The sequence below is a fragment of the Bosea vaviloviae genome, from assembly GCF_001741865.1.
Classification (GTDB): domain Bacteria; phylum Pseudomonadota; class Alphaproteobacteria; order Rhizobiales; family Beijerinckiaceae; genus Allobosea; species Allobosea vaviloviae.
The window spans coordinates 4,468,186-4,481,838 of record NZ_CP017147.1 but is presented as its reverse complement, the minus strand read 5'-3'; the positions used below and the strand labels follow the sequence as shown (position 1 = coordinate 4,481,838).

Here is a 13,653-nt window from a genome sequence, read left to right as displayed (position 1 = left end):
GGGCTTCCTTGAGCGGGGCTCAGCCGGCTTCGGCCAGCAGCGAAATCTGCTGCTTGGCGCTCTCGCCGACCACATCGGTCAGCGAGGTCGGATAATCGCCGGTGAAGCAATGATCGGTGAACTGAGGGCGGACGGGGTCGCGGCCGGCATGCCCCATGGCGCGATAGAGCCCGTCGACCGAGAGGAAAGCCAGCGAATCGGCGCCGACGAACTGGCGCATCTCCTCGAGCGAATGCGTCGCGGCGAGCAGTTTTTCGCGATCGGGCGTGTCGATGCCGTAATAATCGGGATGGGTGATCGGCGGTGAGGAGATGCGGAAATGCACCTCGCGTGCGCCGGCCTCGCGCATCATCTTGACGATCTTGAGCGAGGTCGTGCCGCGCACGATCGAATCGTCGACGAGCACGATGCTCTTGCCCTCGACGACGCTGCGATTGGCGGAATGCTTCAGGCGCACGCCGAGCTCGCGAACCTTCTGCGTCGGTTCGATGAAGGTGCGGCCGACATAATGGTTGCGGATAATGCCGAGCTCGAAGGGAATACCGCTCGCCTGGGCGAAGCCGAGCGCGGCCGGTACGCCGGAATCGGGCACGGGTACGATCACATCGGCATTGGCCGGGGCTTCGGCCGCGAGCTGGGCGCCCATCTGCTTACGGCGTTCATAGATGCTGCGGCCCTTCACGATGGAGTCGGGCCGGGCGAAATAGATGTACTCGAAGATGCAAGGCCGCTCGACCATCGGTGGGAACGGCTTGTGGCTCTCGATGCCGCTCTCGGAAATGACGACAACCTCGCCGTTCTCGATCTCGCGAACGAATTTCGCGCCGATGATGTCGAGCGCGCAGGTCTCGGAGGTCAGGATCGGGCAGCCGTCGAGCTCGCCCAGCACCAGCGGGCGGATGCCGAGCGGATCGCGGGCGCCGATCAGCTTCTTGTTGGTCATGCCGACGAAGGCATAGGCGCCCTCGATCTGGCGGATGGCCTCGACGAAGCGCTCGATGAAGCGCGGTTTGCGGCTGCGCGCGACGAGTTGGAGCAGCACCTCGGTGTCCGAGGTCGACTGATAGATCGCACCGTCGCGGACGAGGTTGCGCCGCAGCGTCAGGCCGTTGGTCAGGTTGCCGTTATGCGCGACCGCGAACCCGCCGCCATGGAGCTCGGCGAAGAGCGGCTGGACGTTGCGCAGGATGGTCTCGCCGGTGGTCGAATAGCGGACATGGCCGATGGCCTGCTTGCCCTTGAGCTTCTCGATGACGGAGACTTCCGAGAAAGCGTCGCCGACGAGGCCGAGCCTGCGCTCGGAGTGGAAGCGCTTGCCGTCGAAGGTCACGATGCCCGCAGCCTCCTGGCCGCGATGCTGCAGGGCGTGCAGGCCGAGCGCCGTCAGCGCGGCGGCGTCGGCATGTCCGAAGATGCCGAAGACACCGCATTCCTCCCGCAGCCGATCGGCATTGGGGTCAAAAGCGGCTTCGGCTTCGGTCTGCAGCGTCATCACGGGCTCCAATGCGGCAGGACTGGGAGGTCTCTACGCTCGAATTACGGACGGGGTTGGGCAGGCGTCGTTGCTTTGCCAGCTTCGATCACCCGCTGCAATGCCTGCTTGTCGTTGGCATTGGGCACCTGGGTGCGACGCTGTGGGTCGGCGGTCGGGCTGGCGGGGGGGCGAGGCTCCTCGGCCGGCGCCTCCGTCGGCTCCTCGCCCGTCTTGGGCTTGAGCATCTTCTTGATCATGTCGGAGTTGATGTCTTGCGGCAGCATCGTCAAGAGCGAGCGGCCGGTTTCCTCCAGAATCGGGCGGGCGCGCGCATCCTTGGCCCAGGACGGCAGGTTCTTCTCGGGCAGCAGCGCGCTGAAGAACAGATAGCCGACGACGGCGAGCAGCAGGCCGCGACCGGCGCCGAAGACGAAGCCGAGCGTCCGATCCAGTGCGCCGATGCGTGAATCCAGCACGAAGTCCGAAATCCGCGCCGTCACCAGCGAAACCACGATCAAGGTCACCAGGAACAGCGCCGAGATCGAGGCGATCAGGGCGATCGTGTCATTGGGGATATACTGCTTGGCGAGCGGCAAGAGCTGCGGGTGGAAGACCCAGGCCACGGCGGCAGCGGCGACCCAGGAGGCAATCGCCAGCACTTCGCGCGTCAGACCGCGCACGGCGGCCAGCAATGCCGAGATCAAAATCACGCCGATGACGACGAGATCGAGGATGGTGACAGGCATGGACAAGCCGCTTCGCTTAAGAACTCAGGAAGGCCTGCGTGAAATGGGCGGGCCACATCGTTTTTGCTATACGCGCTCGCATGGCCTGCGTCACCATTGCGTCCGTGTCATTTCACATCTCTGCGAGGTGCACGCGCCGCTATATCGGCAACAAGCTCCGTGACATGGCCGAAGCGCCGCAGCATCAGCCCGCCGCCATCACCCGTATCTGCGCCGCCCGAAGGCATCAGCGCCGATTCGAAGCCGAGCTTGGAAGCCTCGCGCAGGCGCGCGGGTGCGACCGATACCGGCCGAATCGCGCCCGACAGCGCGATCTCGCCGAAATAGACCGATTCCGGCGGCAGGATCGCCCCGCTCAGCGATGAGACCAGCGCGGCGGCGACCGCCAGATCGGCGGCGGGCTCGTTGACCCGCAGGCCGCCCGCGACATTCAGATAGACATCGTGCTGGCCAAGCTTGAGCCCGCCATGGGTCTCGAGCACGGCCAGCACCATGGCCAGGCGGCTGTTGTCCCAGCCGACGACGGCACGGCGCGGCGTGCCCAGCGAGGTCGGAGCGACCAGGGCCTGGATCTCGACCAGTACGGGCCGCGTGCCCTCGATCCCGGCGAAGACCGCTGCGCCTGGCGCCGCCTGATCCCGGTCCGCGAGGAAAAGCGCCGAGGGGTTGGTAACCTCCGACAGGCCCATCCCGGTCATCTCAAAAACGCCGATTTCGTCGGTGGGGCCGAAACGGTTCTTCTGGGCGCGCAGGATGCGGAAGGCATGCGCGCCTTCGCCCTCGAAGGAGAGCACGGCGTCGACCATGTGCTCGACGACGCGGGGGCCGGCGATCTGCCCGTCCTTGGTGACATGGCCGACGAGAATCAGGCAGGCGCCGCTGGTCTTGGCATAGCGGATCAGTGCCTGCGCCGAGCCGCGAACCTGGGTGACGGTACCCGGCGCGCTCTCGACCTCGCCCGACCACATCGTCTGGATCGAATCGATCACCACCAGGGCAGGGCGGCTGCCCTGGCCCAAGGTCGCAATGATGTCTTCGACATTGGTTTCCGCCGCCAGATCGACCGGGGCTTCGGCCAGCCCCATGCGCTCGGCGCGCAAGCGGACCTGGCCGGTCGATTCCTCGCCCGAGACATAGACGACGCGGCGGCCGGAGAGCGCGAGAGCGGCGCAGGCCTGCATCAGCAAGGTCGATTTGCCGATGCCGGGATTGCCGCCGATCAGCAGCACCGAGCCCGGCACGAAGCCGCCGCCGGTGACGCGGTCGAGTTCGCCGATGCCGGCCTTGATGCGCGGTGCGTCCTGCGTGTCGCCCTTCAGGGTCTCCAGGGCGAAGACGCGCCCTCGCGCCTTGCCGTTCGACGAGGTGCGGCCACCGGGAACAGGCGCAGCCTGGGCCTCCTCAGATAGCGAGGACCAGGTGCCGCAGGCGTCGCATTTGCCTTGCCAGCGATGATAGACCGCCCCGCAAGCTTGGCAGATATAGGTCGGTCCGCGCTTGGCCATCAGCCGTCATGCTCGGGCGAAGCGAAGCGCAGACCCGAGAATCTCTTGCAGGAGATGCTCGGGTCGAGCCCGAGCATGACGCGCGGATGGCGGGTCATCTCAAAGCCCGACATAGCGGCGCGCATAACGCCGGCCGAGGCTGGTCAGGATCTCGTAGCCGATCGTCTTGGCCCCGGCGCCGACCGTCTCGATATCGAGTGGGCCGCCGATCAGGGTCACGCTCTCGCCGCGAACCGCGGCGTCGGCCGGAGCTTCGGTGACGTCGACGATGATCAGATCCATCGAGACAGAGCCGACGAAAGGACAGATGACGCCGCCGACCAGCGCCGAGCCGCCCGTGACGGTATTGGTCCAGCTCGCATTGCGCGGGTAGCCGTCGGCATAGCCGAGGCAGATGGTGGCGAGCTTGCGCCGGCTCTTGGCCGTCCAGCGACCGTTATAGCCGGCCTGCGTACCGGCCTCGACCTCGCGCAGCTGGATGATGCGCGCCTCCAGGCCGATGACGGGCTGCATCGGGTTGGCCTGGCCCGGCGTCGGGTTGCCGCCATAGAGCGCATAGCCTGGCCGGGTGAGCTGATAGGACGGGCAGTCCTTCAGGAAATGGCCGGAGGAATTCTTCAGCGAGGCCGGCGTGTCCGGGAATGCGGCCGCGATCTCGGCGAAGGCTGCGATCTGGCGGGCATTGGCCGGGTCCGCCTCGTCCTCGGAGGAGGCGAAATGGCTTATCACCAGCCCGATCCCGGCCGCGGCGATCACGCCGCTGCGCTCGCGGGCCAGATTGAGCCCCTCGCCGGGCCAGAGCCCGAGCCGGTTCATCGCGGTATCGACATGCAGCGCCGCCGGCCGGACCTGTGCGCCGGTCTGGCGAAAGGAGGCCCATTCCAGCAGTTCCTCATGCGAACCGAGCACGGGTGACAGCCCGTGTTCCGCATAGAGGCCGGATGTGTCGGGTAGCAGTCCATTGAGGATATAGACCGCTGCATCGGGGGCAACGCTGCGCGCCCGGATCCCCTCGGAGAGATGCGCGACGAAGAAGCTGCGGCAGCCGGCCCTGGCGAGCGCTGTCACTGCCGGTTCGATGCCGATGCCATAGGCGTTCGCCTTGACCACCGCGCCGGCTTCCGTGCCGGCACGCGCGCCCAGCGCCCGCCAATTGGCGACCAGCGCGCCGAGATCGACGGTGAGGATGGCGCCGGCGGTCGCGGCGTCGGCTGAATCGAAGGTGCTCATTCGCGATCCGGGAGTCGGAGTTCGTCGGCGCGGTCGGAGAAGCGCGTCACCTCGGCGTCGAACTGGAGCGCGATCGCCCCGGTGGGGCCGTGGCGCTGCTTGCCGATGATGAGCTCGGCCACGCCATGGGCGGCCTCCATCTCGATCTGCCACTTGTTGTGTTCTTCGGTGCCGGGGCGCGGCTCCTTGCCCTTGAGATAGTATTCGTCGCGGTAGACGAACATCACGACGTCGGCGTCCTGCTCGATCGAGCCCGATTCACGCAGATCCGAGAGCTGCGGGCGCTTGTCGTCGCGGCTTTCGACCTGACGCGAGAGCTGCGAAAGCGCAATGATCGGAACGGCAAGCTCCTTCGCCAGCGCCTTCAGGCTGGTGGTGATCTCGGTCAATTCCTGCACGCGGTTCTGGTTGTTCTTGGACGAGCCGGAGAGGAGCTGCAGATAGTCGATGAAGAGGACATCGAGCCCCTTCTGACGCTTCAATCGGCGGGCGCGGGCGACGAGCTGGGCGATCGAGATGCCGCCGGTCTGGTCGATATAGAGCGGCAACTTCTCGATTTGCGCCGCGACATCGGTCAAGCGCGCAAAATCGGCCTCGGTGATGCGGCCCTGCCTGATCTTGTAGGAGGAGATACCCGACTGCTCGGCGACGATACGCGTCGCGAGCTGGTCGGCCGACATTTCGAGCGAGAAGAAGGCGACGATGCCGCCATCGACGGTCTTGAGCGAGCCGTCGGTCTGGCGTTCGCCGCGCCAGGCCTTGGCGATGTTGAAGGCGATGTTGGTCGCAAGCGATGTCTTGCCCATGGCGGGACGGCCGGCGAGGACGATCAGGTCGGAGGGCTGCAGGCCGCCCATGCGCTGGTCGAGATCGCGCAGGCCCGACGAGATGCCAGACAGGCCGCCGGCACGCGCATAGGCGTTGGCCGCCATGTCGATCGCGATGCGCAGCGCGTTGTCGAATTTCTGGAAGCCGCCCTCATAGCGGCCCTTTTCGGCGAGTTCGTAGAGCTTGCGCTCGGCATCCTCGATCTGTTCGCGCGGCGGCATCTCGACGGGAGCGTCATAGGCGACGTTGACGAGATCCTCACCCACACCGATCAGCAGGCGGCGGATCGCGAGTTCGTAGACCGTGCGACCATAGTCGCCGGCGTTGATGACGGTCGTCGCCTCGGCGGCGAGGCGCGCAAGATATTGCGAGGCGGTGATGCCGCCGAGGTCCATCTCGCCGACGAAGGTCTTGAGCGTGATCGGCGTCGCGATCTTGCCGGCGCGGACAAGGCTCGACATCAACTCGAAGACGCGCTGGTGGATAGCCTCGAAGAAATGGTCCGGCAGCAGGAAGTCGGAGACGCGATAGAAGGCGTCGTTATTGACCAGGATCGCGCCCAGCAGCGCCTGCTCCGCCTCGATGTTGTGAGGCTGGACGCGGTACTCGGCCTCGCGGTTTTCGAGGCGGGTGACGAGGGCGGTTGCTGTGGCCATAGCCATCGATAGGTCAGAATCGGCCGTAGGCGGAACTGGAACGGACAGTGAACACAACAAATAGGCGGAACTCTGCCCGCTGTCCACAGACTCTCCCGCAGGGAAGATTTGAATTGACGGGAATAGCTGCCATCAAGCCATCAGTTGCCATCTTGATGGCAGGGTCCGTCGGCCTTAGAATACCGGTTGTTCAACGGAGGAGGTTGCTATGGCCGAACCACAATTGTCCGTCCGCAGCGCCCGGGCTCGCGATATCGCGCACCGTTTGGCACAGCGCGAGAAGCGTACCGTGGCACAGGTCGTCGAGAGGGCGCTTGAGCGCTATGAGGCGAGCGAGGCCGAGCGGGAGCCGGCGGCTGAATTCTATGCGCGGATGCGGGCGGAACCCGGTGACGACGTCGATCTGATGGAAATCATCAACGAGGCACGCAAACCGCATACCGGCATCGATCTGTGATTTTCATCGACACCAATGTCGTGTCGGAGACCATGCGGAGTGAGCCGAATCCGCATGTGAGCGCCTGGCTCCAACGGCATGATCGCGAACTCGCTCTTTCGACTGTGGTCTTGGCCGAGATCGCGTTCGGCATCGCGCGCATAAGGCCGGAACAGCGTGCAACCCGCTTCGAACAGAGATTGCAGGAATTGAGGCGGCGGTTCGCCGGTCGATTCTTCACGCTGAACGAAGACGCGGCGCTTGCCTATGGCGAACTCATGGGGCGAGCGATGCGCCAAGGCATCGTCATCTCGATCGCCGACGGCATGATCGCCGCGATTGCGCAGGTCAATGGCGGGCGGCTCGCCACACGAAACATCAAAGACTTCAGCTCGGCTGGACTCGAACTCATCGATCCTTGGACCCGTTGAGCTGATCGAAAAAAGGCGCCGCGATCGCTCGCGACGCCCTTGGCTTTAACGGCCGAAGCCAGGTCTCAGCGGTCGTCCTCGCCGGCTTCCGCCAGCGCCGCTCCGACTTCGAGGCCGAGATCGTCGAGGTCGAATTCCTCGCGGGCCGTGACGTTCTCGCCGCGCACCTGGCGCTCGGACTCTTCCTTGGAACGGGCGACGTTAATCGTGACCGTGACCGAGACTTCCGGATGCAGCACGACCGGGACGGTGTGCAGGCCGAGCGTCTTGATCGGGGCGTTCAGCGTCACCTGGCTGCGGGCGACGTGGAAGCCGTCGGCGGTCAGCGACTCGGCGATGTCGCGGGTCGAGACCGAGCCGTAGAGCACGCCGGATTCGCCCGACTGGCGCAGGATCACGACCGAGTGGCCGTTCAGCGTCTCGGCGACGGTCTCGGCTTCCGACTTCAGCTCGAGATTGCGGGTCTCGAGCTCAATGCGCTGGGTCTCGAAGCGCTTGCGGTTGTCTTCGGTGGCGCGCAGCGCCTTGCCGCGGGCGAGCAGGTAGTTGCGGCCGAAGCCGTCGCGGACGCGCACGACTTCGCCCATCTGGCCGAGCTTGGCGACGCGTTCGAGCAGGATCACTTCCATGGTCTTAATCTCCGATTTGAGTTTGGTTGATGGGCTTAGGCGTTGGGTGGTGGAGGCAGTGCAACCCGCTTGCGCAGGCCGAGAAGGGTGTCGAGCAGGCCCGCCAGAGCCAAAAGCGGCGTCAGGACGGCTTGCATGACGATGAGCGCGACATAGACCGAGACGAGCATCGGCGTGCGCCAGGCCTTGCCGCGCGAGGCGTCGTGCAGGAGCGCGAGCCCGCTGAACATGAAGGCGGCAAGCAAGGCCCCGGTCATCGCCGCGCCGGCGACGCCGACGAAGCCGCCGAGCGAGGCCGTCACCATGGCAAGCACCAGCAGCAGCAGCGCCTGGCGCGGCAATGTGGTGGCGGGAATGAACGGCCAGGGCCGCGGCAGCCGGCCGGAAATGCGGACCGCCTTGGCGGCGATCCAGAGATTGGCGGTGATCGTGGTGACGAAGGATGCCCCGATACCGACCGGAACCGCCGGCGCGAGGCTCTGGGCAAGCTCCGGCAGCCGGACATCGGCGGGCAGCGCGATCAGCTTGGCACGCACCATCTCGGTGAGCAGGTTTTCGATGATGCGGGCGATGACGGAGCGATACGCCTCGTAATCCGTCGTCATCACGAGCGCGCTGCCAACGGTGACAAGCGCGGCCGTTCCGGCGATCCAGAGCAGCAACCGGCCGAGCGGATACCATTCGACGGTGCCGGCTTCGTCGCGTGCCAGCAAGGCGAGATAGGCGATCCACCACGCCGGCACGGCGATGATGACGGCAAAGCCGACACCGGCGGTGAGGCTGAGCGCCACGGCGACCGCAAGCGTGCCCGCGGCGATGGCCACGAGGCCCGCGCGGTGGTTCCAGCCGAGCGCTGCGATGAAGATCGGGAGGGGGGCGGCAGAATACAGCAATGCCGCCAGCGGCGATCCAGTGATCACCACCGCGAAGAGCAGGGCCGCTACCAGGCCCGCGCCGATGCCGACGATCGGAAGCATGCTTTCGTCCTGCTGTCCCGCTGTTCGCAAGCCTACCGGCCCGACAGGGTGAGAGGCTCTTCGCCTCAACATACCCGGTGGAGTTTCACCACTGGGCGACCATGGGTTGTCGTTTCGATGACCCGGCGGCGCCGAGGCGCCGCCGGGCAGTCTCAGATCCGCTCAGCGGATGACGTAGGGCAGCAGGCCAAGGAAGCGGGCGCGCTTGATCGCCTGGGCGAGCTCACGCTGCTTCTTGGCGGAGACCGCCGTGATGCGCGACGGCACGATCTTGCCGCGCTCGGAGATGTAGCGCGAGAGCAGGCGCACATCCTTGTAGTCGATCTTCGGAGCGCCCTCACCCGAGAAGGGGCAGGACTTGCGGCGGCGGAAGAAGGGGCGGCGAGCGCCGGCTGATGCAGTCGACATGGCTCAGACCTCCGCGCCGGTGGTTTCGGTGACTTCGTCGTCGCGACGCGGACGGTCGCGGCGCGGGCCACGATCGCGGTCGAAACGGTCGCCGCCGCCGCCCGGGCCTCCACGGTCGAAGCGGTCGCCCCGATCGCCACGGTCGTCGCGGTCACGCTTCTGCAGCATGGCCGACTGACCCTCTTCGAGCTCCTCGACGCGGACGGTCAGGAAGCGCAGGACGTCTTCGTTGATGCGCATCTGGCGCTCCATCTCCAGCACGGCGGCGGAGGGGGCGTTGATGTTCAGCAGCGAGTAATGCGCCTTGCGGTTCTTCTTGATGCGGTAGCCGAGCGACTTGACGCCCCAGTACTCCACCTTCGGAACCGAGCCGCCATTCGCCTCGATGATGCCCTTGAACTGCTCGACAAGGGTTTCGACCTGCTGCGCGCTGACGTCTTGTCGCGCGAGCAGGACATGCTCGTACAATGCCATTGAGTGGCCTTTCTGTTTCACCCTGCTTCGCCCGGCGCGGAGCCCTCCGAGCCCTGGAACAGGCCCGACAGGATTTCATCGAAGGCGGAGACACGGGATGACGGTCCTGATTAGGAACCTGCGGGCGAAAGCCCGCCATCCGTTCAGCCTCCGGCCGAACAAGCAGAAGCGGGTCGTTACAGGCTGACGACGCCTCGCGCAACCAAAATCAGTGCAAAGAACCCATGCGGACAGCGGAAATGTCGCATGAGTTGCTTGACGGGACCTCTCCAGCAATGTGACAGCGCCGTCTTGATCACTATGGCGTGACGATCGAGGTTAGCCTGAAATGACCACAGCGTTCATCTTTCCCGGCCAGGGTTCCCAGGTCGTGGGCATGGGCAAGAGCCTGACCGAGGCCTTCCCGCAGGCGAAAGCCGTGTTCGACGAGGTCGATGCGGCGCTCTCGCAGAAGCTCTCCACCCTGATGTGGGAAGGGCCTGCCGAGGAATTGACGCTTACCGCCAATGCGCAGCCGGCGCTGATGGCCGTCAGCCTCGCCGTCATTCGCGTGCTCGAGGCCGAGGCAGGGCTCGATCTGAAGCGCGACGCGGCCTTCGTCGCCGGCCACTCGCTCGGCGAATACTCGGCGCTCGCGGCGGCCGGGACCTTCAGCATCACGGATGCGGCGCGCCTGCTGCGGATCCGGGGCGACGCCATGCAGAAGGCCGTGCCGGCGGGGCAGGGCGCCATGGCCGCGCTTCTGGGGGCGGAGCTCGATCTCGCGCGTTCCATAGCCAATGACGCCGCCCAGGGCGAAGTCTGCGAGGCGGCCAATGACAATGGCGGTGGCCAGGTCGTGCTGTCGGGCGCAAAGGCGGCGATCGAGCGCGCCATTGCGCTTTCCGCCGAACGCGGCGTCAAGCGCGCCATGTTGCTGCCGGTTTCCGCGCCCTTCCATTGCGCCCTGATGCAGCCTGCGGCCGAGGCCATGCGCGCGGCACTGGCGACTGTCTCCATGCAGGCACCGGTCGTTCCGGTGATGGCGAATGTCGGCGCCGCGCCGCTGAGCGATCCGGCCGCCATTCGCGCCTCATTGGTGGCGCAGGTCACAGGCACGGTTCGCTGGCGCGAATGCGTGCTGGCGATGACCGATGCCGGCGTCACCCAATTCGTCGAGGCTGGCAGCGGCAAGGTGCTGGCCGGCCTGATCAAGCGGATCGCGGCGGGAGTCGCCACCATCTCCGTCGGCACGGCCGACGATATCGCGAATTATAAAACCCGGAACGGGTGAAACGGCGGGGCGCCGAACACAGGGAGAGACCATGTTTGATTTGACGGGCAAGAAGGCCCTGGTCACCGGCGCGACCGGCGGCCTGGGTGGCGCGATCGCGCGGCAGCTGCACAGCCAGGGCGCGACCGTGGCGCTCTCGGGAACGCGCGTCGAGGCACTGGAGGCCCTGGCCGCCGAACTTGGTGAGCGGGTTGTGATCGCGCCCTGCAACCTGTCCGACAAGGAATCGGTCGAAGCGCTGGTGCCCGCGGCGGAAGAGAAGCTCGGGGGGCTCGACATCCTCGTCAACAATGCCGGCGTCACGCGCGACAACCTGTTCCTGCGCCTGAAGGACGAGGATTGGGACAGCGTCATCGCCGTCAATCTGACCGCGGCTTTCAGGCTCTCGCGCGCGGCCGTGAAGACGATGATGCGCCGCCGCTATGGCCGCATCATCTCGATCGGCTCCATCGTCGGCACGACAGGCAATCCCGGGCAGGGCAATTACGCGGCCTCCAAGGCTGGGCTGATCGGCATGTCGAAAGCGCTCGCGGCCGAGGTCGCCAGCCGCAACATCACCGTCAATATCGTCGCGCCGGGGTTCATCGAGTCGCCGATGACGCAGGCGCTTAACGAAAAGCAGCGCGAGGGCATCTTGTCCGACGTGCCGATGGGCCGGCTGGGCTCGGGCGCAGATGTTGCTGCCGCGGTTGCCTATCTCGCCAGCAATGAGGCCGCTTACGTGACGGGGCAGACTCTGCACGTCAACGGCGGAATGACAATGATTTGAATGGCTTGATAAGTCTTTTCAAAAGTTTTCAAAGAGGGTTTTGTACTCTCGCCAGCCTCCGCGGCCTGTGTTACTGAGCGCCGTCGCGCTGCAGCGCAGATGCCGAGGGGACTTGACGAGGACCCGGTTGTTGCGTTTGTGCAGGCTTCGAGAGTTCCGGCCCGCCGGCACCATTCTGGTGAGGCGGGATACGGGAAGTGCAATTCCCCTATACGCGTCGCGATCCAGCGGTGTGTTTCAAGCTTTAAGGAAGAGACCCATGAGCGATGTCGCCGAGCGCGTGAAGAAGATCGTGGTCGAGCATCTCGGCGTCGAGCCGGAGAAGGTTGTGGACGGCGCGAACTTCATCGAGGATCTGGGCGCTGACAGCCTCGACACCGTCGAGCTCGTGATGGCCTTCGAGGAAGAGTTCGGCGTCGAGATCCCCGACGATGCGGCCGAGACGATCGTGACCGTCGGCGACGCCGTCAAGTTCCTGTCGAAAACCGCCTGAGCAGCCTTCAGGTCGCTCGCCGCCGAAAGTCCCATGGTTTCACGCAGTTTTACGATGCGACGTGTCGTCGTCACCGGCCTCGGCATGGTGACGCCGCTCGGATGTGGCGTCGAGCCGACTTGGGCTCGCATTCTGTCCGGCGCCAGCGGCGCCGGGCCGATCACGAGTTTTGACGCGAGCGATCTGCCTGCGCGGATCGCCTGCAACATCCCGCGTGGCGATGGCACCGACAGCACCTTCAATCCCGACGATTGGATGGAGCCGAAGGAACAGCGCAAGGTCGATGATTTCATCGTCTTCGCGATGGCGGCCGCCAAGCAGGCGCTGACCGATGCGAACTGGGCGCCCGAGAGCTATGAGGACCAGACCGCGACCGGTGTCGCGATCGGTTCCGGCATCGGCGGGCTCGGCGGCATCTATGAGGCTTCCATCCTGCTGAAGGAGCGCGGCCCACGTCGGCTCTCGCCCTTCTTCATCCCCGGCCGCCTGAGCAATCTGGCGGCGGGCTATGTCTCGATCGAGAACCAGCTCAAGGGCCCCAACCACGCGGTCGTGACGGCATGCTCCACCGGCGCTCATGCGATCGGCGACGCTGCCCGCATGGTCGCGCTCGGCGATGCCGAGGTGATGGTGGCCGGCGGTACGGAATCGGCGATCAACCGGCTCGGCATTGCAGGGTTCTGCGCCTGCCGCGCGTTGTCGACCGGATTCAACGACACGCCCGAGAAGGCCTCGCGCCCTTATGACAAGGACCGCGACGGCTTCGTCATGGGTGAGGGCGCCGGCGTTGTCGTGCTGGAGGAGCTCGAACACGCCCTGGCGCGTGGCGCCCGCATCTATGCCGAGATCACCGGCTACGGCATGTCGGGCGACGCCTATCACATCACCTCGCCTTCGGAAGACGGCGATGGCGCTTATCGCTGCATGTCCGCGGCCTTGAACCGGGCGGGACTGACGGCGTCCGATCTCGATTACGTCAATGCGCACGGCACCTCGACGCAGCTCGGCGACGAGATCGAACTGCGCGCGGTCGAGCGGCTTCTGGCCAATGCCTCGCGCAAGCCGGCGATGTCGTCGACCAAATCGGCTACGGGCCACCTGCTCGGCGCCGCCGGCGCGATTGAGGCGATCTTCTCGATCCTGGCGATTCGCGACCAGATCGCACCGCCGACGATCAATCTCGACAACCCCTCCGTCGAGACCGATCTCGATCTCGTGCCGCATGTCGCCAAGAAGCGCCGCATCGACGCTGTGCTGTCGAATTCCTTCGGCTTTGGCGGGACCAACGCCTCTCTGGTGATGCGGCGCTACGTCGACTGAGCTC

The 13,653-nt window shown here is 65.8% G+C and carries 15 protein-coding genes; 6 read left to right on the top strand and 9 right to left on the bottom strand.

Annotated features, from left to right (window positions below; genetic code table 11):
- Positions 1–19 precede the first annotated feature (19 nt).
- The 5 genes from purF to BHK69_RS20435 all read right to left on the bottom strand — a co-directional run bounded on the left by purF (position 20) and on the right by BHK69_RS20435 (position 6,439).
- Positions 20–1,492, bottom strand: a complete 1,473-nt coding sequence (gene purF / locus BHK69_RS20455; RefSeq protein ID WP_069691703.1) for an amidophosphoribosyltransferase — start codon at positions 1,490–1,492, stop codon at positions 20–22.
- 44 nt (positions 1,493–1,536) lie between these two features.
- Entirely contained in the window at positions 1,537–2,220 is a 684-nt protein-coding gene (locus tag BHK69_RS20450; RefSeq protein ID WP_069691702.1) for a CvpA family protein, read from the bottom strand.
- 107 nt (positions 2,221–2,327) lie between these two features.
- A complete protein-coding gene (radA, locus tag BHK69_RS20445; RefSeq protein ID WP_069691701.1) occupies positions 2,328–3,725 on the bottom strand; it encodes a DNA repair protein RadA in 1,398 nt (465 codons plus the stop codon).
- Positions 3,726–3,824: 99 nt separating this feature from the next.
- Positions 3,825–4,955 (bottom strand): alanine racemase, encoded by a 1,131-nt coding sequence (alr, locus tag BHK69_RS20440; RefSeq protein WP_083269579.1) that lies wholly within the window; start codon positions 4,953–4,955, stop codon positions 3,825–3,827.
- Positions 4,952–6,439: a replicative DNA helicase gene (locus BHK69_RS20435; RefSeq protein ID WP_069691700.1), complete on the bottom strand. Its 1,488-nt coding sequence runs from the start codon at positions 6,437–6,439 to the stop codon at positions 4,952–4,954. Before BHK69_RS20435 ends, alr begins: the two co-directional genes overlap by 4 nt.
- Before the next feature lie 208 nt (positions 6,440–6,647).
- On the opposite strand from BHK69_RS20435, the gene BHK69_RS20430 reads away from it, so the two are divergent.
- Complete coding sequence (locus tag BHK69_RS20430; RefSeq protein ID WP_069691699.1) at positions 6,648–6,896, top strand: plasmid stabilization protein; 249 nt, start codon at positions 6,648–6,650, stop codon at positions 6,894–6,896.
- Positions 6,893–7,306 carry a type II toxin-antitoxin system VapC family toxin gene (locus tag BHK69_RS20425; protein WP_069691698.1) on the top strand — a complete coding sequence of 138 codons (414 nt, stop codon included), beginning with the start codon at positions 6,893–6,895 and terminating at the stop codon, positions 7,304–7,306. The genes BHK69_RS20430 and BHK69_RS20425 overlap by 4 nt, the downstream gene beginning before the upstream one ends.
- 65 nt (positions 7,307–7,371) lie before the next feature.
- On the opposite strand, the gene rplI is transcribed toward BHK69_RS20425, so the two are convergent.
- The 4 genes from rplI to rpsF form a co-directional block, all read right to left on the bottom strand.
- Positions 7,372–7,935, bottom strand: coding sequence for a 50S ribosomal protein L9 (gene rplI, locus BHK69_RS20420; protein ID WP_069691697.1), 564 nt, complete (start codon positions 7,933–7,935; stop codon positions 7,372–7,374).
- A gap of 35 nt (positions 7,936–7,970) precedes the next feature.
- Entirely contained in the window at positions 7,971–8,912 is a 942-nt protein-coding gene (locus BHK69_RS20415; RefSeq protein ID WP_069691696.1) for a hypothetical protein, read from the bottom strand.
- Positions 8,913–9,074: 162 nt separating this feature from the next.
- The gene (gene rpsR, locus BHK69_RS20410) at positions 9,075–9,320 is read right to left on the bottom strand and encodes a 30S ribosomal protein S18 (protein ID WP_038367644.1); all 246 of its coding nucleotides are present in this window, start codon (positions 9,318–9,320) and stop codon (positions 9,075–9,077) included.
- 3 nt (positions 9,321–9,323) lie between these two features.
- The gene (gene rpsF / locus BHK69_RS20405; RefSeq protein ID WP_069691695.1) at positions 9,324–9,794 is read right to left on the bottom strand and encodes a 30S ribosomal protein S6; all 471 of its coding nucleotides are present in this window, start codon (positions 9,792–9,794) and stop codon (positions 9,324–9,326) included.
- A 328-nt stretch (positions 9,795–10,122) separates the two neighbouring features.
- Here rpsF and fabD point away from each other — a divergent pair, with 328 nt between their 5' ends.
- The 4 genes from fabD (at position 10,123) to fabF (ending at position 13,649) form a co-directional block, all read left to right on the top strand.
- Positions 10,123–11,067: an ACP S-malonyltransferase gene (gene fabD / locus BHK69_RS20400; RefSeq protein ID WP_069691694.1), complete on the top strand. Its 945-nt coding sequence runs from the start codon at positions 10,123–10,125 to the stop codon at positions 11,065–11,067.
- A gap of 31 nt (positions 11,068–11,098) precedes the next feature.
- Positions 11,099–11,836, top strand: a complete 738-nt coding sequence (fabG, locus tag BHK69_RS20395) for a 3-oxoacyl-[acyl-carrier-protein] reductase (RefSeq protein WP_069691693.1) — start codon at positions 11,099–11,101, stop codon at positions 11,834–11,836.
- A gap of 259 nt (positions 11,837–12,095) precedes the next feature.
- Positions 12,096–12,329: an acyl carrier protein gene (locus tag BHK69_RS20390; protein WP_054207921.1), complete on the top strand. Its 234-nt coding sequence runs from the start codon at positions 12,096–12,098 to the stop codon at positions 12,327–12,329.
- 54 nt (positions 12,330–12,383) lie between these two features.
- Complete coding sequence (gene fabF / locus BHK69_RS20385) at positions 12,384–13,649, top strand: beta-ketoacyl-ACP synthase II (protein WP_069691692.1); 1,266 nt, start codon at positions 12,384–12,386, stop codon at positions 13,647–13,649.
- Positions 13,650–13,653 lie beyond the last annotated feature (4 nt).